We start from the raw sequence: 20,991 nt of genomic DNA, 5'->3' as shown, positions 1-20,991 counted from the left end.
ATCGGCTGCCTCGCACCTCGGCGGCGGGGCGGCTTTCCAGCGGGCGAATGGCTTTCCAGCGGCGAATGGGGCGACGTCGTGCAGGGCGCGGCAGTCGTCATCGAGCAGCGGCGGGCGAGATCCCGGTTCGTCCATCCCAACGGACGCCTGACGTATTCTCGTCCGCGCATACGAATTCCGGGGGCTTTCGCGGCCCTAACCTGCGGAGATGATCAGGCACATGTCGACGCACTCCGCCAGGAGTCTCAGCCGGGTGGTCGCGGACCTCGGCTCCACGCTCCTCGATCTGCTGTACGGCGACTGGGAGCGGGCCGTCGAGATCGGCGGCGTCGGCATTCACGATCCGCACGACGAGCAGCACTACCCGCCGCACGCGATCGTCCTCGGCACCGGCGTCCGCGGCGCGGAAGAGATCGCCGAGGTCCTGTACGGCCTCCGGCCGCATGGCGCAGCGGCCCTCGTGGTCCGGGGCCCGGTCGACCATGCGGCCCGTCTTGAGCGGGCAGTGGCCGAGACCGGGGTGGCGCTGCTGGCTCTGACGCGCGGGGCGTCCTGGGCCCAGTTGGCTGCCATGCTGCGGACGCTGCTGTCCGAGGGAGATGTCGGCGAGGCCCCGGGGCACACCCTGGGCGGGGTGCCGTCCGGCGATCTGTTCGCCCTGGCCAATGCCATCGGCACGTTGCTCGACGCTCCGGTCACCATCGAGGACCGGCGCTCCAGGATCCTCGCCTTCTCCGGCGGGCAGGACGAAGCCGACGCTGTCCGGGTGGAGAGCATCCTGGCCCGTCAGGTGCCCGAGCGGTATCTGCGCCTCCACGAGGAGCACGGCGTGTTCAAGGAGCTCTACCGCAGCGAGGGCCTGGTGCACGTGCCGGCGCCGACGGTGGCGGACGAGGTGGCGTTGCCGCGGGTCGCGGTGGCGGTTCGGGCCGGGGACGAGATCCTCGGCTCGGTGTGGGCGGCCGTGCGCGAGCCGCTGACCCGCGAGCGCGAGGCGGCCTTCCTGGAGGCGGCCAATCTCGCCGCGCTGCACATGCTCCGCTTCCGGGCCGGCACCGACGCCGAGTACCGGCTGCGTGCCGACCTGGTGGCGACCGCGCTGGAAGGCGGCGCCGGGGCCATCGCGGCGCTGGGCCGCCTGGGCCTGGCCGGCGAGCCGACCCTGGTCATGGCCCTGGGCCTGCCCCCGGGCCGTGGCGCGGACCACGCGCACACCACCGCGGAGCACCAACGTCTGGCCGCGGCCCTGGCCGTGCATCTCAGCGCCGTCCAGCCCCGGTCCGCCGTGGCCCTGCTCGGCGACGTGGCCTACGCGCTGTTCCCGGTGGCCGGGGACAGCCCCCGCGTGCGCGAACGCGCCTGCCAGGTCGCCTCCAACTTCCTTGAGCGCACCGGCGACCGGACGGGCGCCGTCATCGGCATCGGGTCGGTGGCTCTGGAACCGGCAGCGCTCGCGCGCTCCCGCGCCAACGCCGACCGCACCCTGCGCGTGCTTTTCAGCGGCCGGGGCCTCCCGCGCGTCGCGGCGATCGCCGACGTGTACGTCGACGCCCTCATGCTGGAGATGCGCGACCTGGCGATCAGCAACCGCGATGAGCTCTCCGGCCCGCTCGCCCGCCTCGCGGCGTACGACGCCAAGCACAACGCCCATCTCGTCGAGACGCTGCGCGCCTGGCTGGACGCCTTCGGAGACGTCGGCGCCGCCTCCGCCAACGTGTTCGTCCACCCCAACACCTTTCGCTACCGCATCCGCCGGGTCGCCGAGGTGGGTCAGATCGACCTTCAGGACCCCTCCGCGCGGTTCGCCGCCATGCTCCAGTTGCGTCTGATGCCGTTGGGCGGTGGCAGGGCCCGCTCCGAGGGAACCGGCCCCACTTCGCCAACGGCCTGACAGCGAGGCCGGGTTCAGCGGCGGATACTTGGCGGGGCAGGGAGATCGGCACAGGTGTCGGGTGGCGCCCCGGCCGACCGGCCCTCGCAGATCTCCGGCGCGGCGTGCCGGCCGAAGGCGGGATCATCCCGGCGTGCCGGCCGACGGCGGGATCCTTCTCCGTCACCACGACCGGCATGTCCCGATGACCGGCCTTGTTCAGCGCCACGTCCATATGTCGGCCGGGGCGGGGAGCGGTGGCGGAGGGAGTCGGACAGGATGGTCTCCATGAAGACCATCGCCTTCCCCCAGACCGAACTGCGGTCCTCCAACGTCGTCCTGGGCCTGATGCGTATCGCCGCACTTGAGGACGAGAACATCCGAACCCTCTACGGCAGCGCGCGGGACGCCGGGATCAACACCTTCGACCACGCCGACATCTACGGGCCTTCGCGTCACGCCTGCGAGGAACGCTTCGGACAGGCCGTGAAGCTCTCCGCCGCCGAGCGCGAGCAGATCGTCATCCAGAGCAAGGTCGGCATCCGGCCCGGCTTCTTCGACTTCTCGAAGGAGCACATCGTGCGCACGGTCGAGGAGTCACTCGCGGCCCTGCGCACCGACTACCTCGACGTCCTGCTGCTCCACCGTCCCGACACCCTCGTCGAGCCCGCCGAGGTGGCTGAGGCCTTCGACGAGCTGCACGCGGCGGGCAAGGTCGTGAACTTCGGGGTCTCCAACCACACGCCCGGCCAGATCGAGCTCCTCAAGACCGCGGTACGGCAGCCGCTGGTGGCCAATCAAGTGCAACTGAGCATCACCCACTGCCCGTTGATCGCCACGGGTATCGCGGCGAACATGGGCGGGCTCGACCAGTCACTCGACCGCGACAACGGACTGCTCGACTATGCGCGGGTGCACGGCATCACGCTCCAGGCATGGTCGCCGTTCCAGAAGGGGTTCTTCGACGGGGTCTTCATCGGCGATGTCGAGCACTACCCGGAACTCAACTCCGCCCTCGACGAACTGGCGGCGGCCCACGGGGTGACTCCGACGGGCATCGCCGTCGCGTGGATCACCCGTCACCCGGCGAACATGCAGGTAGTGCTGGGCACCACCAATCCGGGCCGGGTGGCCGAGTCCGCGGCGGGCTCGGACATCCCGCTCACCCGCGAGGAGTGGTACCGCCTCTTCAGCGCCGCGGGCCACACGCTTCCCTGAGCGGCCGCCCATCGCGGGGCTCCATGTCAGATGCGGGCGGGCGGTGACGGCAAGGCACTCCTCGCCGTCACTGCCCGCGTCGGCGGCTCCATCCCGTCCGCGTCCCCCGTCTCTGTACCGGAGGGTTCGCGACCGAGAGCATGGAGGGGATCGGCAGGACACGTGGACAGGACACGTGGAAGGGACCGGAGGAGTCGACGTGAACGATGAGGATCGCAGTTCGCACCAGCCTGAGCGGGTGCTGTTCGACGTGCTGGGAATCGCCTATGAGAAGGCGTTCGCCGGTTCCGAGGCGCACCAGGCGTCGTTGCGGTGGCTGCTCGGCGAGTTGGCCCCCCGGAGCCGGGTGCTGGACGTCGGCAGCGGGACGGGCCGGCCCACCGCGGAGGCGCTCGCCGCCGCGGGGCACGAGGTTTTCGGCGAGCAAGCCCTGATGTTCACGCCGTCCCGCCCCGGCGCCGAACCGGAACCGCACCTCTTCGTGCACTGCCAACGAGCCCGGGTGCCGAGCACCTCCGCCGACACGTAGTCGCAGGACCTGGTGCGGAGCCGCACGACCTGGTGCGGAGTACTGCGCGATCCTCCGTGGTACTGGGCGATCCTCCGTGGTACTGGGCGGTCCTGCGTAGTACTGGCAGGGCCAGCCACCCCCTTGGTGATCGGCGGGGCGAACAGCAGACTTGCCGCATGGGCACTAACGACTTGGGTGACTTCCTGCGGGCCCGCCGTGCTGGACTGACTCCGGACGAGGCCGGTCTGCCGGTCGAATTCGGCGCCGGGCGCCGGGTCGCCGGCCTCCGGCGCGGTGAGGTCGCGCAGCTGGCCGGGGTGAGTACCGAGTACTACACCCGGCTGGAGCAGGGCCGGGCCAGGCAGCCGTCCGAGCAGGTACTGCACGCCCTCTGCGACGCGCTGCGGTTCGACGACATCGAGCGGCGGCATCTGTTCGCCCTCGCGGGCACCACGGCCGGGCACAGGAGCCGGGCCGAGCAGTCGTCACGGCTACGACCGGCGCTACGGCAGGTGCTGGAGTCGATGGATCTCGCTCCGGCTTTCGTCAGCGACCGGAACCTCACTGTCGTCGGGGGCAACAGGTTGTGGGCGCTGCTTTTCCCCGATGTGGCCGAGCTGCCGCGCCGGGAACGCAGCATGGCGCGCTGGACGCTGCTGGATCCGCGTGCCCGCCTGGTGTGGTGCGACTGGGAACGCGTCGCCCGCGACTACGTGCACGGACTGCGGCTGGCCGCCGCCGCCCAGCCGCGCAACCAGCGCATCGCCACCCTGATCGGCGAATTGCTGATGCGCTCACCCGAGTTCCCGGCGTGGTGGTCGGAGCACCGCGTCAAGGAGCGCAGCACCGGCCTCAAACGCCTCCGCCACCCTGTCGTGGGCGATTTGGAACTGCAGTACGAGATCTTCACCTCGGTCGCCGAACCGGGCCAGTCGCTGGTCGTCTACTGTGCGCCCTCCGGCTCCCCGGCCGAAGAGCGTCTGCGCCTCCTGGCCAGCTGGGGCAGCGGACCCGCCACCGCCACCACCCGGGACACCGCCGCCGGGTCCTGATCACCGCCCGAACCGGCGCCCCACATCAACCACTCCACACAGCCACGGCCCGCCCTTCCCCGCGGGCCGATGCCGCCGTGCCCACGCACGTCCCGCGGCCCGGCACACATCCACGCAAGGAGACCCGCAGTGAGCAAGACATTCCTGATCACCGGCGTCAGCACCGGCCTCGGCCTCGCCATCGCCCGACGAGCCCTGGCGGCGGGGCACCGGGTCGCGGGCACCGTGCGCACCGAACAGCACGCGCGGGCCTTCCAGGCACTGCACCCCCACCGCGCCCGGGCGTTCCTCCTCGACCTGTCCGACACGGACCGGATCGACCCCACAGCGCGGGCCGTCGAAGCGGAACTGGGCCCGATCGACGTGCTCGTGGCCAACGCCGGCTACGGGCTCGAAGGCACCTTCGAAGAGTCTTCGATGGCCGAACTGCGCCGCCAATTCGAGGTCAATGTTTTCGGCACGGTAGCGACCGTGAAAGCGGTCCTGCCCGGCATGCGGGAACGGCGCGGCGGCCACATCTTCGTCATCACCTCGATGGGCGGGCACACCACCTTCCCCGGTCTGGCCTTCTACGAAGGCAGCAAGCACGCCCTGGAGGGCATCACCGACACCCTCGCGCAGGAGGTCACCCAGTTCGGCGTGCGGGTCACCGCCGTGGCTCCCGGCGCGTTCAAGACCGACTGGGCGGGCCGGTCACTGGTCCGCGCACCGCGCAGCATCGCCGACTACGACGCGCTGTTCGATCCGATCCGGACCCGCCGCCAGGCCCTCGCGGGTCAGGGCATCGGTGACCCCGATCGCGCGGGGGACGCCATCCTCACGCTCCTGGACGCGGAGAAGCCTCCCGTGCATGTCCTGCTCGGCTCGGACGCCCTCCGCCTGGTCAGCGCCGGGCGCCAACGCGTCCAGGACGACTTCGACGCCTGGGAGGAACTCAGCCGCTCCACCGACTCCGCCGAGGGAGGAGTAACTGCCGCCTGATACCGGGCAGTTCGCCGGCCCGACAGGCCGTTCGGCGCAAGCGCCGCGTCCGGATCGGTCGCCACCGGGCGCCTCGCTCGCGGGCCGGCGGCCTTGCCGGGTCGGCGGACGTTCCTCGGTGAACGCCCGGACGTTTCCTGGCGCCTCGCCAAGCACAGACCGGGGCGATGATCTCGTTCTGAAGCACCCGGTGCATCCGGTGCAAAAGGGGGCGGTCAGTGATCGGCAGCTGGGCCAAGATGTCGCGACGCGGGATGCGATGCTTCCCGGGCCGCCCGCTCCGTGCCGCCTCGCCGGGCCGCGGACCGGTCCATGCCGCGGCCCAGTCCATGCCGCGGCCCGGTCCGTTCGCGGGTCGTGAGACTAGGCTGCCGAGATGACCTCACTCCCCCGCCTGGGCAAGCGTTGCCACGACTCCCTCAATCCCCTGCACTCCCAGATCTACTTCGCTCCAGAAGCGGAAGGCGAGTTCACCGCGGTCGGCCTCGAAGCGGGCCGCATGTCCTACTTCGCGGGTCGCGCGGCGGCGATGGGGGCCGTCGGAGCGGGCGTGGTGGCCGCCACGTTCTACAACTTCAGCCCGACCCTGGTGGCCCGTCACCTGCCGCGCGCCTGGCAACTGGCCTCACCGGAAGCGGTGCTCGGCGCCCGACTGGCGGCTGCGGACGCCTCCTTGCGTCGCCTCCTGGGCGCGGCCGTCGCCGAGGATCCCGAGGTGGCGGAAGCCGCCGAGCTGGCCGGCACGGCTGCCGAGGCGTGCGGGGCCGCGGGCCGGCCGCTGTACGCGGCGCACGCCGCGCTGTCCACGCCGGCCCAGCCACACCTGGCCCTGTGGCACGCCATCACCCTGCTGCGGGAGCACCGCGGCGATGGCCACCTGGTGGCCCTGTCGGCGGCGGGACTCGACGGCCCGGAGGCACTGGTCAGTCACACCGCGACCGGCAACGGCTTCACGGCGGAGTTCGCTCGCTCCAGCCGCGGCTGGAGCGAGCAGCAGTGGGAGGCGGCACAGGAGCGGCTGCGCGACCGCGGCCTGCTCGATGCCGAGGGATCCCTGACCCCGCGCGGCGTCGAACTGCGCCACGAGGTGGAGGAGATGACCGATCGGCTGGCTGCGGCACCCTACGAACACCTTGGAGAACGTGGGATTGAGCGTCTGACGGCGATCGGAGTACGCCTCACGGGCCAGGCTCTGTCGGCAGGGGCGTTCCCCCCGGGAGTCTTCGCCCGACGATGAGGCACGGGTGTGCCAAGGAACCAGCGTGTGATGCGACGAGGTCGGAGCCGACGGGACGGCCTACTACGGGTCGGGCCCGCTGACGGGTCGCCCGGCGAGAGGCCCCCTTCTTCTGCACTTCTGCGCTTCGGCGCAGGATTGCCCGGCCGCCACCACAGCGGATGAATTCCGTAGGCGATCCGGTCGACGGCCGGGGTTCGGTCCCACCCAGTCCGGGGCCGGCCCCGCCCAGTCCGGGGTTCGGTCCGGCCCCGTGCCTGCCGAGCCGCACCCGACCGACAGGATCCGGCGCGCCGCGACCAGTCCCTAGGCGTCCGACCGCCGTAGTGTCGGACCTGTGCCGAGGAGGGCCTCCCATGCGCAGCGTGACCTATTCCATGAACATCTCGCTGGACGGCTTCATCGTCGGGCCGGACGGCGGCGTCGACTGGACGACGCCCGACGAGGAAGTCTTTCGCTTCGCCACTGACGAGGTACGCGGGGCCGGGGTCCACCTGTTGGGACGCCGCCTGTACGAGTCGATGCTGTACTGGGAGACGGTCGACCAGAACCCCTCACTCGGCTTCTCCACCCGTGAGTTCGCCGCGGTCTGGAAGCCGCTCCCCAAGGTGGTCTTCTCCACCACGCTGTCGTCGGTACAGGGCAACGCCCGCTTGGCCTCCGGCGACCTGGCGCAGGAGATCGAGCGGTTGCGGGCCCAACCGGGGGACGGCAACATCGCGATCGGCGGCGCGACTCTCGCCGCCGAGGCGGCCGCGCTGGGACTGATCGACGAATACCGTCCCAGGGTCTGTCCCGTGCTGCTGGGCGGTGGCGTTCCGTTCTTCCCTCAGCACGAGCGCCGGGTGGATCTCGAACTGGTCGAGACCCGCACCTTCGGCTCCAAGGTGATCCACCTCCGCTACCGGGTGCCGCGCTAGCCGGGCCGCACCGCCCGGCACCGCGGCCCGGAGGGCCCTCCGCGTCGTCCCCCGACACCAGCCGCCGGCCGATCTCCCGCCGCTCCCCTTGGCTGCCCGGTCCGGTGGCGCCCGCACTCCCCCGAAGATGCGCCATTCAGTAGACGAACCCGCTGTCATTTCGGTTAATGCGCTTGTCGCGGGGCGATTCGGGCACGCGAGGGGGGAAGCACCGTGTCGAGCGCCGCCGCCAGCAGTCTCGCCCCAGGCGAGAAGCACCCTCAGCGCGGGCGGCGCCGCCCCGTTCAGGAGGTTTTGCATGTCCGCACCCGTCGGCTCCGGTCCACTTGCCGCTCTGTCCGCCGCGGGAGTGTCGGTCTGGCTCGACGACCTTTCCCGCGAGCTCCTGGCCGGCGGAGAGCTCAAGAAGCTGATCACGGACAAGCACGTCGTGGGCGTGACGACCAACCCCACGATCTTCGCCTCCGCACTTTCCAAGGGAGACCGCTACAACGAACAGCTGCGCCGCCTGGGCGACGAGGGCAGCAGTGTCGATGACGCGGTCTTCGCCCTCACCACGGACGACGTTCGCAGCGGCTGCGACGCCTTCCGCAGCGTCTACGAGCGCACCAACGGCGTGGACGGGCGTGTGTCCATCGAGGTCGACCCCCGGCTGGCGCAGGATGCCGACGCCACCGCCGCGCTGGCCCGCAGGCTGTGGGACGCCGTCGACCGCCCCAACCTCTTCATCAAGATCCCCGCCACCCGCGAGGGGCTCAAGGCGATCACCGCCGTCGTCGCCGAAGGCATCAGCGTCAACGTCACGCTGATCTTCTCCCTGGAGCGCTACCGCGAGGTCATGGACGCCTACCAAAGCGGCCTGGAGCAGGCCCGGGCCGCCGGACACGAACTGGCCGACATCCACTCGGTCGCCTCGTTCTTCGTCTCCCGCGTAGACACCGAAGTCGACCGCCGCCTTGAGGCACTCGGCATGACCGAACTCAAGGGACGGGCCGCGGTCGCCAACGCCCGACTCGCCCACCGGGCGTACGAGCAGGTGCTCGCAGAACCCCGCTGGCAACGCCTCGCCGCGGCCGGAGCCCGTCCGCAACGCCCGCTGTGGGCATCCACCGGAGTCAAGGACCCGTCCTACCCCGACACGATGTACGTCAGCGAACTCGTCATCCCGGGCACCGTGAACACCATGCCCGGGGCCACGCTCGCCGCCTTCGCCGACCACGGCACCCTCCCCGCCCATGCACCGAGCGGGGAGGACTTCGCCGCGGCCGCCGCCCACTTGGAGCAGTTGCGTCACATCGGCGTCGATTTCACGGACGTCACCGAAACGCTGGAGCGCGAAGGGCTGGCCAAGTTCGAGGACAGCTGGGCCGAACTGGGAGAGAGCGTGGAGCGCGCAATGCACTCCGCGGCCGGCCCCCTGGACGCGGGCGACGACGGCCCCTCCGAGAGCGCGGCTCTACTGGCGACCTACCTCGACGACCACTACACCGGCGCCACCAGCGGTCTGGAACTGTGCCGCCGAGCCGCGGAAGCGCGCTCCGACGCGCCCGGCCGCGCGACCCTGACCGAACTCGCCCAGCAGGTCGACGAGGACCGTGACGCACTCGCCGCGATCATGGCCGATCTGGATCTGCCCCGGAGCCAGTCCAAGGCGGCCATCGGCTGGCTCGCCGAGAAGGCCGGCCGCCTCAAGGCCAACGGCCACCTCTTCGCCCGCTCACCGCTCAGCGATGTCCTGGAAGCGGAGTCCATGCTCCTCGGAGTCCTGGGCAAGGCCGCCTGCTGGCGGACCCTGCGCATCCTGGCCGAATCCGACGAACGCCTCAGCGCCGACGACCTGGACACCCTGCTGGACCGCGCCGAACAGCAGAGCGCCACCCTGGAGGAACTGCGCTCCACGGCAGCCGTCCGAGCCCTGCTCCCGCAGCCCTCCCACCCGCGGTGAGGTCGGCCGGGGCCGGCGCGCGTGCCCGGACTTCCGCGCGTCACCGCCCCCACCGCGGCGAAGCCGCGTCCACCGGCGAGCGGCCCACGGAGCCTGTGCACCAGCCCGCCCTTGTGACCAACGCGAACCAACTCGACGCATTCGACGAAGGAGTAGCGCCATGACGAACGAGCAGTCCCCAGGAGCACGAACCGTCAGGTCCGTGGCAAACCCCGTCGCTGAGCAGGCGGGTTGGGACGAGGTGGATGTCCGGGCCGTGGACACCGTGCGGCTGCTGGCGGCCGACGCGGTGCAGAAGGTCGGCAACGGCCACCCGGGAACGGCGATGAGTCTGGCCCCGTTGGCGTACCTGCTGTTCCAGAACGTCATGCGCCACGATCCGAGCGACGACCAGTGGCTCGGGCGGGACCGTTTCGTACTCTCCTGCGGGCATTCGAGCCTGACCCTCTACATCCAGCTCTACCTGGCCGGATTCGGACTGGAGCTCTCCGATCTGGAGGCGTACCGCACCTGGGACTCCGCCACCCCCGGGCACCCCGAGCACGGACACACCCGGGGCGTGGAGATCACCACCGGTCCGCTGGGCCAAGGCCTCGCCAGCGCGGTGGGGATGGCGATGGCCGCTCGCCGCGAGCGCGGTCTGCTCGACCCCGACGCCGAGCCGGGCACCAGCCCCTTCGACCACCACGTCTACGTCATCGCCTCCGACGGCGACATGATGGAAGGCGTCACCTCCGAGGCCTCCTCCCTGGCGGGCCATCAGGAACTCGGCAATCTGACCGTGTTCTACGACTCCAACCACATCTCGATCGAGGACGACACGGACGTCGCCTTCAGCGAGGACGTCCCGGCCCGGTACGCCGCGTACGGCTGGCACGTGCAGACCGTCGACTGGACCGTCACCGGCGAGTACGTCGAGGACGTCGACGCACTTCTGGCCGCCGTGCGCGCCGCCAGGGACGAGACCGGCCGCCCCTCCCTGATCATGCTGCGCACCCTCATCGGCTGGCCAGCCCCCACCAAGCAGAACACGGGCAAGGCGCACGGCTCCGCGCTCGGTGAGGACGAGGTCGCCGCCACCAAGAAGGTGCTGGGCTTCGACCCGGACCAGCACTTCGTCGTCGACGAGGACGTCCTGGCCCGGACTCGCCAGGCCCGCGACCGCGGCCGTCAGGCACACGACGCCTGGAACGAGGACTTCACCGCCTGGCGCACCGCCAACCCGCAGCGTGCGGCGCTGCTCGACCGGCTGCGGGATCAGCGGTTGCCCGAAGGCTGGGAGGACGCCCTTCCCGCCTTCCCCGCCGATGCGAAGGGGATGGCCACCCGCGCCGCGTCGGGCAAGGTCCTCAGCGCGCTCGCGCCGGTCCTTCCGGAGCTGTGGGGTGGCTCCGCCGACCTGGCCGGGAGCAACAACACGACCATGGACGGGGAGCCGTCCTTCGTGCCGGCCGACCGCCAGACCAAGGACTGGAAGGGCGGTCCCTACGGGCGCACCCTCCACTTCGGCATCCGCGAGCACGCGATGGGCGCGATCCTCAACGGTATCGCCCTGCAAAGCCTGACCCGGCCCTACGGCGGCACCTTCCTGACCTTCTCCGACTACATGCGGCCCGCTGTACGCCTTGCCGCCCTGATGCAGTTGCCGGCCACCTACGTGTGGACCCACGACTCCATCGGTCTCGGCGAGGACGGCCCCACCCACCAGCCCGTCGAGCACCTCGCCGCGCTGCGCGCCATTCCCGGCCTGGACGTAGTACGACCTGCCGACGCCAACGAGACCACCGCGTGCTGGCGTGCCATCCTCGAACACCACGACCGGCCCGCGGGTCTGATCCTGAGCCGTCAGAACCTGCCGGTCCTGGACCGCGACGGCGAGTACGCGCCCGCGGGGCAAGCGGCCCGAGGCGGCTACGTGCTGGCCGACACGGCTGACGGAGGTGACCCCGACGTCATCCTGATCGCGACCGGCTCCGAGGTCCATCTCGCCCTGGACGCCCGCCCGTTGCTGACGGCCGACGGACTCTCCGTGCGGGTGGTCTCGATGCCGTGTCGGGAGTGGTTCGCCGCCCAGCCCCAGGACTACCAGGACCAGGTCCTGCCGCCGGCCGTACGCGCCCGCGTCAGCGTCGAGGCAGGCATCGGGCAAGGCTGGCGCGACATCGTAGGCGACGCCGGCCGGATCGTCTCTCTGGAGCACTACGGCGCATCCGCCGATTACGAGCGCCTGTACACGGAGTTCGGCATCACCCCGCGGGCCATCGCCGCAGCGGCCCACGACAGCATCCACGACACCCGGCAGCCGCCGCGCCCCGGCGGCACGCGGAACACCGCGGCCCCCACCGAGGGAGGCACCGGAGACAGGCCCTGACCACGCCTGTCCACACGGCGGAACCCTCGTGCCGTCCACGGCCCACGCCCGGCGGACACCGACCGCCTGCCGTGGGCCGGGCCCCGGGCCCTTCGCGCCGACCCGCGCTGAAGGTCCCGGGGCCAGGTGGCAGTCGCTCTGCCGCGCGTGTCCCCAGTTGGATCCGCCGACCCCATCGAGCCGGGGCGGAGCGGAACGCCGTGCAGACCGCGCTTGCGGAGCGGGAGCGGTCAGACCGCGTAGCCCGGTACGGACGGCCACCGGACGGTGAGCACCACCGACTCTTCCTCCGCGAACCATGAGTGATCGACTCCGCGCCCCCACACGACGTAGTCACCCTGCTCCGCCAACAGGACGCTGCGACCGGGCAGTTCGACCCGGAAACGGCCGCTGATGAGCACCAGCAGAGCCGTACGTTCCTCGCCCCTCACCCACTGGGACCGCGCATCGGCGCGAGGGTGTACGCCCCATTTGATCTCCACGGCTTCGCTGTGGCGCGGATCGCCGGCGTCCTTGAAGTGCCCGAGGAGCCACCCTCGGTCAAGTGCCGCGTCCTTGCCCGCGTTGCCCACATACACGCTGTCGTTCACGCGATGGACGCTAACAGCCGTCGCTTGCCCGCCGTACGTGCCCGTGCCCGCCCCCCTTGGCCGGCTGAGCATCCCAAGCCTGCCCTCGGGAGCAGTTCAAGAGGCGGCGGCTTTGCAGGCGTCGGTGAGGTCCGGGAAGAGAGCGAGGGCCATGTCGGCGCCCGTGATCTCCAGTACGCGTAGGAGTTGGGGCTGCGCGCCGGCGATGCGCAGTGAAGTGCGGCGGTGGATCTGAAGAAGGAGGTTCAGGGTGGAGGAGTCCGCGAAGGGCACAGCGGAAGCGTCGAACACGACGATCTCTCGCGTGGCGGCGGCTTCCTCCAGGGCTTGTCTCAGGGGGGCCAGCGTCTCGGCGTCCAGTTCGCCCTCGGCTGCCACCACCCAGCTCTCGTTCCGGGCGTACTGGTGCACGAGAAGGGCAGGGCTGCGGGGAGATGGGGACATGCGGTTCGCTCCTGTTGTGCGAGGTCTGGGCACTCGCTCATCTTGTCGCGTGCGGAGGGTCTGAAGCCACCCCGGCCTGTTGCCCAGATCTCTGTTCCTTGTTCCCCGCTGCTTGCTGTGCCTGCGGTGCCTGCGGTATCGGCGGGGACGCGACCGACAGCCGCCGCGCGCAACGGCCGCCCCGACTCGTCCGCTCAGTCCGGCAGCGACTCTCGCAGTGCGTTCTCGACCACCTCGGTCAGGGCCGGATGGATCCAGAGCGGGCCATCGGCGAGTTGTCGAGCCGTCAGGCCGTACGTCATGGCGACGACGACGGGCTGGATCAGCGTCGGGGCCTGCGGACCGAGCAGATGGGCGCCGAGCACGCACCCCGAGTCGCGCTCGACGAGAACTTTGCAGAAGCCCTCCGTGTCCTCCAGCGCCCAGCCGTACGCGACGTCCTCGTAGCGGCGCGTTCCGGTCAGGAAGTCCAGTCCGCTCTTGCGGGCCTCCTGTTCGGTGAGACCGACCTGGGCGATCTGTGGGTGGGCGAAGATCGCCGAGGGCACCACGTCGTAGGACATCGTGCGGGGGTCCTCCGGATGCAACAGGTTGTGCGCGACGACCGCTGCCTGGCGGTTGGCCACGTGCTTGAGTTGGGGCCCGTCGGCGGCGATGTCTCCGAGCGCCCAGACGTTCTCGGCGCTGGTGCGCAGTTGCCGGTCGACCGTGACGAGACCCTGGTCGTCGCAGTCGATGCCGGCCTTTTCCAGGTCCAGGGTGTCGCTGTTGGGGCGGCGTCCCACCGCGACCAGCAACAAGTCCGTCTCGATCCTGGACCCGTCGTCCAGGGTCACGAGGATCGTGCCGCCCTCGCCGCCCTCGCCGCCCTCGGCCCGAGCCGCGGCCACCGTCTCCGCCGATGTCACCTCGCGGCCCAGGCGCAGATCCCACACGGACGAGGCGATGGCGGTGAAGGCCTCGGCGATCGACTCGTCCTGCTGACTGAGCAGGGTGTCGCTCTGTTCGACGACGGTGATGGCGGCTCCGGCCTCGTGGAAGACGTGTGCCAGTTCGGCGGCGATGTACCCGCCGCCGATGACCAGGAGCCGCGCGGGCACCGCCTCCACACGCATGACGGTGTCGGAGGTCTCGTACGGCACGCCCGACTCGGCGATCACCGGCGGTACGGCCGGGCGGCCGCCCGCGGCGAGGACCACCTTGTGGGCGGTGAGGCGTTCGGTTCCCCGCTCGGTGCGGACGAGCAGCTCGCGTTCGCCCGTGAAGCGGGCGCGCCCCCGCAGGACGGTGACCCAGTCGGCGTCGCGGCGTCCCTGTTCTCCGTCACGCGCGTCGGCGTCGAGCCTGCCGAAGACTCGGTTCTGCACCTGTGGCCAGGAGATGCCCTCCAGCCGGGCGCGCACATCGTGGCGGTCGCTGTGGCGGACGGACCCCGCGACTTCGGCGGTGGCCGCCAGCATCTTGCTGGGAATGCAGCCGGCGTTCAGGCAGGTCCCGCCGAAGGGGCCCTCCGAGACGATGGCGACGCGCAGGGATGAGAAGCGGTCGTCGAGGAGGGCGTTGCCGGTGCCCGCGCCGAGCACGACCAGATCGTAATGCGACATGGACCATAGGTAGCCCGTGAGCCCGTGTTCACACCCTCCCCGGCGGGTTCGTCGGGCGCATGCGCGTTTCCCGGTGGAGAGTGGTGCGCGAGCACGGTGTCCACCCGAGCACGGACCGTGCGGCTCCCGACGTGCAGGACGCCCGTCCTTGGGCGGCTCGGGTGGCGGTGCGCCCAGCACGTCTTCACCGAAAGCGAGTGACTCATGAGCGGACAGCGCGGCTCCGACACCGCCGGGGACTCTCCGCCGGTCCTCGTCCTGTTCGGCGGGGCGGGCAACCTGACCCCGCGCAAGCTCTTGGCCCTGTACGGCCCGCACCGGCGCGGACCGCTGCCCGCGTCCCGGCGCGTTCCGTGGGAGGCGTACGAGCGGCTGCTCCCCGATGCCGTCAACGGTGACCAGACCTTCTTCACCGGGGCCGAGGGGGTGGAGCGGCGGTGGGTGGTCCACGCTCCCGTGCTGGCGGCCCCTCCCCCGGTCTCGGCCTACCGGCTGGGCCCTTGGGGGCCGAGGGAAGGCGCCGAACCGGCCGGCGCACGCGAGTGGCGCGGACGGGAGCACCAGGCATGATCCGTGACGAGGCGCAGGAGCCCCCCGCGTACCTGCCGATCGCCGAGCACGGCCTGATCGGCGATCTGCGCAGTGCCGCCCTGGTCGGAACGGACGGGCGGATCGACTGGTTCTGTGCCCCGAGGTTCGACTCACCCAGTGTCTTCGGCTCGCTCCTGGACGCGGAACGCGGTGGCGTGTGGGAGATCGGGCCCGGCTGCGGCACCGCGTCGCGCCAGCAGTTCTACTTCCCCGACACGGCGATCCTCATCACCCGGTTCCTGACCGAGGACGGCATGGTCGAGGTGCAGGACTTCATGCCGGTTCTGCGGGCCCACGACGAGAGCCACCGCCAGCGCCTGGTGCGCAGGGTGCGGTCGGTGCGCGGCAGCATGCGGATGCGCACCCGGATCGCGCCGCGGCTCGACTACGGCAGGGCCAGGCACCGGGCCGAAGAGTGCGAGGGCGGGGTCCGGTTCGTCTCGGACTCCCTCGTCCTGAGGCTGCGCAGCGACAGTGGCCTGACCGTCGAAGGCGGCGACGCACAGGCCGAGTTCAGCCTGGACGAGGGCGATCAGGTGCTGTTCGTCCTGGAGGTCGACGGCGAGGCGGAGCAGGAGGGACCGCTGGAACAGGCCGCCACGGAGGGGCTGTTCGACGCGACCGTGGCGTACTGGCGCGGATGGCTGGGCCAGTCGCTCTATCGCGGGCGCTGGCGCGAGATGGTCCACCGGTCGGCGCTCACCCTCAAACTGCTCACGCACGAGCCGACGGGCGCGGTCCTGGCCGCGCCGACGCTGGGTCTGCCCGAACGCATCGGCGGCAGCCGCAACTGGGACTATCGCTACGTGTGGATCCGCGATGCGGCGTTCTCCGTGTACGCCTTGCTGCGGCTCGGGTTCACCGAGGAGGCCGAGGCCTTCGTCGGCTGGCTCACCCGCTGCCTGGACAAAGCCTGCGCCCACGGCGAGGCGGGGCCGCTGCGCGCCATGTACACGATCGACGGCGACTCGGAACTGCCCGAGTGTGAGCTGAAGCATCTGACGGGCTACCGGGGCTCGGCTCCGGTACGGACGGGCAACGGGGCCGCGGGCCAGCTGCAACTCGACGTGTACGGCGAACTCGTCGATGCCATCTACCTGTTCAACAAGCACGGTTCCGGCATCTCCTATGAGGCGTGGCAGAACTTGACCACGATCCTCGACTGGCTCCTGGAGAACTGGGACGGCGAGGACGAGTCGATCTGGGAGACGCGCGCGGGGCGCCAACGTCACACGTACTCGCGGATCATGTCGTGGGTGGCCGTGGAACGCATGGTCCGGATGGCCCGCCAGCGGGGGCTGCCGGCCGACCTCGCGCGGTGGACCGCGGCCCGCGACGCCATGTACCGGCAGGTCATGACGGAAGGCTGGAACGACGAGCTCGGCAGCTTCGTTCAGCGCCTGCGCGGCGAGGGCACGGAACGCTCCCGGGTGCTCGACGCCTCCGTGCTGATCATGCCCATGGTCAAGTTCCTGTCGCCGACCGATCCGAGGTTCCTGTCGACGATGAAAGCCGTGCGAGCCTCGCTGGTGGCCGACTCTCTGGTGTTCCGCTACGACCCGTGCGAGGCACCCGACGGCCTGGACGGGCTCGAAGGGACCTTCTCCATCTGCTCGTTCTGGTGGGCGGAGGCCCTGGCTCGCAGCGGCCGGACCGATGAGGCGCGCCTCGCCCTGGAGAAGATGTTCACCTTCGCCAACCATGTCGGCCTCTACGCGGAACAGATCGGCACGACCGGTGAGCAGCTGGGCAACTTTCCGCAGGCGTTCACCCACCTCGCCCTGATCAGCGCGACCGTCAACCTCGACAAAGCGATGTGACGGCCACGGCCGGGCCCCCGCTCGGGGCCCGGGCCGCGATGGCGTTCGGCGTCAGGACGCGGCACTTCCGAGCGTGTCGGTGTCGATGACGGCGCGGTAGCGGACATCGCCGCTGACCACCTTCTCGTAGTACTCGTCCACCTGGTCGGCTGAGATGAGCTCGATGACGGCGGTGATGCCGTGCTCAGCACAGAAGTCGAGCATTTCCTGCGTCTGCTCAAGACCGCCCACCATGGAACCGGCCACCGCCCTGCGCATGGTCAGCAGCGCGAATGCCGGAATCTTCAGCGCGTCGCTGGGGGCGCCGAGATTGACCATGGTGCCACCCCGGCCGAGGGTGCCGAGGAACTTGTCCAGCGGGATGCCCGCGCCGACGGTGTTGAGCAGGACGTCGAAGTGGCCCACGAGGCGTTCGAAGGCGCTGCCGTCGTCCGTGGCGTAGTAGTGCTGCGCGCCGAAGGCCAGGCCGTCCTCCTTCTTGGAGTCCGTCCGGCTCAGCACCGACACCTCGGCGCCGAGCGCGGCCGCGATCTTCACGGCCACATGGCCCAGGCCGCCCATGCCGATGACGCCGACCTTGACGCCGGGCCCGACCCCGTACCGCTTCAGAGGGGCGTACGTGGTGATCCCGGCGCACAGCAGCGGAGTGGTCGCGGCCAGGTCCACTCCGTCGGGAATCTTCAGGACGAAGTGGTCACGCACGACGATCTGTCGGCTGTATCCGCCGTAGGTGACATCACCCTGGTAGTCCTTCTGGGCGTACGTCTGGACGACACCACGGGAGCAGAACTGCTCCTCGCCGTCGCGGCAGGCCTCGCACTCCAGGCAGGAGTCGACGAAGCATCCGACGCCGACCACGTCACCCACCTGGTGGGCGGTCACCTCCGGACCCACTTCGGTGACGGTGCCGACGATCTCGTGCCCCGGGGTCATCGGGAAGATCGCGACACCCCATTCGTCCCGGGCCTGGTGGATGTCCGAATGGCAGATCCCCGCGTAGCGGATGTCGATCCGCACGTCGTTCGGCCGGAGGTCCCTGCGCTCCAGGGTGACCCTCTCGAACGGGGAGCCGGCCTTGCTGGTGGACAGCGCCGGAACCGTCGTGGACATCGCGTCACGCTCCTTACCCGAGTGACCAGTGATCGATACCTTTCCCCCATACCCTCACAAAAGCGGCATGGCCGCATTCAGGGATGGGAGAACGAGTAGCGTCCCGCGGGCATCGCGACCGGTCGGCTCAGCCTTCCTGGAGGCGGGCGAGCTCGCGCGTCAGGGTGTCCACGCTCTGGAAGGCGGCGCCGAGCAGCGCTACGTGTTTCCAGAAGAGCGTGCCGTCGGGAGCGACGGTCGGCCCCTCCTCGTCGGATGCGTTCACCCTACGGTCGGGGGCAGGCTGCGGCGCAGCCCACCCCCGACCTCACGACAGCTCAACCTGCCTTCCGCTGCGGCTACTTCGGCATCAGGACACTGTCGATGATGTAGACGGTGGCGTTGGCCGTGGGGACATTGCCGCACACCACGTTCGCCGAGTCGTTGACCTTGTAAGCGGTGCCGGAGCCGGTCGTGGTGACCTTGCCCTTCTCCAGGGTGTCGAACGAGCCGTTCTCCAGCTGCTTGGGCGCGAGCTTCTGACCCACGACGTGGTAGGTGAGGATCTTGGTGAGCATGGCCTTGTCGTTGAGGACCTTGTCGAGGTCGGCCTTCGGGAGCTTCGCGAAGGCGTCGTTGGTCGGCGCGAACACGGTGATGTTCTGGGCGTTGTTGAGGGTGTCGACCAGGCCGGCCTTCTTCACCGCGGTGACGAGGGTGGACAGCGCCGGGTTGTTCGATGCGGCGGTGGCCACCGGGTCCTTGGCCATCCCGTCGAACGAACCGGCACCGTCCTTCGGCACCGACGCGCACGCCGAGCCGAAGGGCTTGTCCGTCATCGACGAGTCGCTCCCGGTGGACGACTCCGAGGCCGGCGGAGCAGCCGCCTCCGTGGCGGCCGAGCTGTCCTTCTTGCTGTCACCGCCGCCGCACGCGCTGAGCGCGAAGGGCAGGACGGCGGCGGCGGTGACGGCGATCGCGGTACGACGGAAACGCAGGGCGTTCATGACTGCTCCAAGAAGAGGGTGGTTCGACAACAGGAGGTGATGTCCGACAGGGCTGGGCGCGCCCGTTTCAGAGGCGCAGGGGATGATCGAGACGGCGGTGAGCTTCAGTCCCTCAGCAGCGACACGGTGGCCGGTGCGCCCGGGGCGGTGGCCGGTGCGCACCGGCACGGCGCCCGGTACGGGCAGGTACGGCGCCGCTACAGGCAGGCACGGCGGCCAGTACGCACGGGTGCGGAGGGCCGCTTCCGCCGGTCTGTCGCGACCCCGCCGGCGGCGACCACCGGACTCGCCCCGGGCCGCATCGCGGCGGCACGGGCTCCGCGATGGCGGGCGCCGCGCCCCCGGCAGGCAGTCCGTACCGGACGGCGAGCGGAAGGCGTGTCCCGCTGCTCGGAATGTTCATCACGGGACGTATTCGGAGCCCGCGAGCAACGGGATTGGTCGCTCACTCCAACGAGTGCCCCTCACCTACGGGTTGACGGGAAATGGCCCGCGCATTCCGCTGCGCTCCTCAACCCTCGCTCCAGGGCTGCCAAGCCCCAGCGATCGCTCAGTGCTGTCCCTCGTCGCCTCAATGCTCCCTGCACCGGCCGCGCATCCCTGTCGGCCTTCTCGAACGCGCCCACCGCGTCGGGCATGGGCAACTGCCCGCCGGTGAAGGTGAAGTGGCACGAATCCGCACGGCGGCCGACCATACGGCCTCTGGGGAGGTGCGTGGCTGGTCAACCGGTTGAAGCGGCCGGCCGAGGCCGACTACGACGCTTCGTGCACGGTCAGTGCGGCACGCGCCAGGCCGCGGAGCCAGGCGTGGGCCTGGTCGGTGTCGTAGCGCTGATGCCACGACAGGTATATCGGCGCCGACGGCAGTTCGAGCGGGAGCGGCAGCACGACCAGGCCGAGGTCCGCGACCGCTGACCGCGTGGTGGCTTCGGGGACGCTGACCAGCAGATCGGAGCCACGCGCGAACTCCAGCGCGGCAGCCTCCGTGGGCGCGGTCGCCACCACGCGGCGGGTGAGCCCGATGCGGGCGAGAGCGTCGTCGAGGGCATTGCTGAGGTTTCCGCGCCGCGAGACGGTGACGTGTTCCGCGGCGGCGTACTGCTGTGCGGTGACAGCCTTGACGCGGGTGAGGGGGTGCTCGTGCCTCACGACGATCACGAGGCGGGTCTCCCCCACGCTCTCGGCACGGATGTCGGGTGCGCTCGGACGGTTGGCGTTCGCCTCCAGATCGACCTCGCCGCGCCGCAACTCCCGGGTGTCGATGCTGGATTCCGCGACGAAGCGCAATCGCACGCCCGGCGCCCGTTCGCGTACGGACGCGAGCAGTCCGGGGCCGCTCAGGGCGACCAGGGAATCGTGCCAGCGAAGCGTGAAGGTGCGCTCCAGCGTCGCCAGGTCGAGTTCGCGACTCGGCGCCAGCACGCCATGGACCTGGTGCAGCAGCTCGTGCACCTGCTGCCGGACGGCGATCGCGTACGGCGTCGGGGTCATCGTGCGGCCCGTGCGCACCAGGATCTCGTCGCCGGTCGCGCGTCGAATGCGCCCCAGGCTCCGGCTCATCGCGGGCGCGGTGACGTGCAGGCGCGCGGCTGCCCCGGCCACGCTTCCCTCTTCCAGCAGTGCGTCGAGTGCGGTGAGCAGGTTCAAATCCAATTGCATGCGAGTAATCCTATAGGTGCCTGACATGCAGTTGTAGTTAATCCACGGGCTCTATACCTTCGTGGTGAACGCGCAAGACGGA

16 protein-coding genes and 2 pseudogenes are annotated in these 20,991 nt (G+C 70.5%); 11 read left to right on the top strand and 7 right to left on the bottom strand.

Annotated features, from left to right (window positions below; all coding sequences use genetic code 11):
* The first annotated feature begins 208 nt into the window (after window positions 1-208).
* The 9 genes and pseudogenes from ACFYNP_RS12495 to tkt all read left to right on the top strand — a co-directional run bounded on the left by ACFYNP_RS12495 (window position 209) and on the right by tkt (window position 12,105).
* Window positions 209-1,891, top strand: a complete 1,683-nt coding sequence (locus ACFYNP_RS12495) for a PucR family transcriptional regulator (protein WP_388785049.1) — start codon at window positions 209-211, stop codon at window positions 1,889-1,891.
* Window positions 1,892-2,158: 267 nt separating this feature from the next.
* Entirely contained in the window at window positions 2,159-3,088 is a 930-nt protein-coding gene (locus tag ACFYNP_RS12490) for an aldo/keto reductase family oxidoreductase (protein ID WP_388785047.1), read from the top strand.
* A 238-nt stretch (window positions 3,089-3,326) separates the two neighbouring features.
* Window positions 3,327-3,509, top strand: a pseudogene (locus tag ACFYNP_RS12485) (SAM-dependent methyltransferase); the annotation flags it as partial.
* Between the two features lie 266 nt (window positions 3,510-3,775).
* Window positions 3,776-4,651 carry a helix-turn-helix transcriptional regulator gene (locus ACFYNP_RS12480; protein WP_388409855.1) on the top strand — a complete coding sequence of 292 codons (876 nt, stop codon included), beginning with the start codon at window positions 3,776-3,778 and terminating at the stop codon, window positions 4,649-4,651.
* Window positions 4,652-4,780: 129 nt separating this feature from the next.
* A complete protein-coding gene (locus tag ACFYNP_RS12475; protein WP_388409858.1) occupies window positions 4,781-5,632 on the top strand; it encodes an oxidoreductase in 852 nt (283 codons plus the stop codon).
* 376 nt (window positions 5,633-6,008) lie between these two features.
* A complete protein-coding gene (locus ACFYNP_RS12470; protein ID WP_388409861.1) occupies window positions 6,009-6,869 on the top strand; it encodes a hypothetical protein in 861 nt (286 codons plus the stop codon).
* 356 nt (window positions 6,870-7,225) lie between these two features.
* The gene (locus ACFYNP_RS12465) at window positions 7,226-7,789 is read left to right on the top strand and encodes a dihydrofolate reductase family protein (RefSeq protein ID WP_388785045.1); all 564 of its coding nucleotides are present in this window, start codon (window positions 7,226-7,228) and stop codon (window positions 7,787-7,789) included.
* A 298-nt stretch (window positions 7,790-8,087) separates the two neighbouring features.
* Window positions 8,088-9,194 (top strand): annotated as a pseudogene (gene tal / locus ACFYNP_RS12460) (transaldolase); the annotation flags it as partial.
* A 742-nt stretch (window positions 9,195-9,936) separates the two neighbouring features.
* A complete protein-coding gene (gene tkt, locus ACFYNP_RS12455) occupies window positions 9,937-12,105 on the top strand; it encodes a transketolase (protein ID WP_388785044.1) in 2,169 nt (722 codons plus the stop codon).
* Window positions 12,106-12,335: 230 nt separating this feature from the next.
* Here tkt and ACFYNP_RS12450 read toward each other — a convergent pair whose 3' ends face one another.
* The 3 genes from ACFYNP_RS12450 to ACFYNP_RS12440 form a co-directional block, all read right to left on the bottom strand.
* A complete protein-coding gene (locus tag ACFYNP_RS12450; protein WP_388409867.1) occupies window positions 12,336-12,695 on the bottom strand; it encodes a signal peptidase I in 360 nt (119 codons plus the stop codon).
* Window positions 12,696-12,791: 96 nt separating this feature from the next.
* Complete coding sequence (locus tag ACFYNP_RS12445; protein ID WP_388785042.1) at window positions 12,792-13,139, bottom strand: STAS domain-containing protein; 348 nt, start codon at window positions 13,137-13,139, stop codon at window positions 12,792-12,794.
* Between the two features lie 194 nt (window positions 13,140-13,333).
* Window positions 13,334-14,743, bottom strand: coding sequence for a mycothione reductase (locus ACFYNP_RS12440; RefSeq protein WP_388785041.1), 1,410 nt, complete (start codon window positions 14,741-14,743; stop codon window positions 13,334-13,336).
* Between the two features lie 204 nt (window positions 14,744-14,947).
* Between ACFYNP_RS12440 and ACFYNP_RS12435 the strand changes: the two genes are divergently transcribed.
* Together ACFYNP_RS12435 and ACFYNP_RS12430 are read left to right on the top strand one after the other, a co-directional pair.
* Complete coding sequence (locus ACFYNP_RS12435; RefSeq protein ID WP_388785039.1) at window positions 14,948-15,313, top strand: hypothetical protein; 366 nt, start codon at window positions 14,948-14,950, stop codon at window positions 15,311-15,313.
* Window positions 15,310-17,154, top strand: coding sequence for a glycoside hydrolase family 15 protein (locus tag ACFYNP_RS12430; protein ID WP_388785037.1), 1,845 nt, complete (start codon window positions 15,310-15,312; stop codon window positions 17,152-17,154). The genes ACFYNP_RS12435 and ACFYNP_RS12430 overlap by 4 nt, the downstream gene beginning before the upstream one ends.
* A 51-nt stretch (window positions 17,155-17,205) precedes the next feature.
* Here the strand turns inward: ACFYNP_RS12430 and ACFYNP_RS12425 are convergent, their stop codons facing one another.
* The 4 genes from ACFYNP_RS12425 to ACFYNP_RS12410 all read right to left on the bottom strand — a co-directional run bounded on the left by ACFYNP_RS12425 (window position 17,206) and on the right by ACFYNP_RS12410 (window position 20,909).
* Window positions 17,206-18,264: an NAD(P)-dependent alcohol dehydrogenase gene (locus tag ACFYNP_RS12425; protein ID WP_388785036.1), complete on the bottom strand. Its 1,059-nt coding sequence runs from the start codon at window positions 18,262-18,264 to the stop codon at window positions 17,206-17,208.
* Window positions 18,265-18,391: 127 nt separating this feature from the next.
* Window positions 18,392-18,529 (bottom strand): hypothetical protein, encoded by a 138-nt coding sequence (locus tag ACFYNP_RS12420; protein ID WP_388409880.1) that lies wholly within the window; start codon window positions 18,527-18,529, stop codon window positions 18,392-18,394.
* A gap of 73 nt (window positions 18,530-18,602) precedes the next feature.
* Window positions 18,603-19,250: a fasciclin domain-containing protein gene (locus ACFYNP_RS12415; protein ID WP_388409883.1), complete on the bottom strand. Its 648-nt coding sequence runs from the start codon at window positions 19,248-19,250 to the stop codon at window positions 18,603-18,605.
* Between the two features lie 753 nt (window positions 19,251-20,003).
* Window positions 20,004-20,909: a LysR family transcriptional regulator gene (locus ACFYNP_RS12410; RefSeq protein WP_388785034.1), complete on the bottom strand. Its 906-nt coding sequence runs from the start codon at window positions 20,907-20,909 to the stop codon at window positions 20,004-20,006.
* Window positions 20,910-20,991 lie beyond the last annotated feature (82 nt).

This window comes from Streptomyces sp. NPDC006691, from assembly GCF_042869955.1.
Classification (GTDB): Bacteria; Actinomycetota; Actinomycetes; order Streptomycetales; family Streptomycetaceae; genus Streptomyces.
This window is presented reverse-complemented; position numbering and strand designations above follow the sequence as displayed.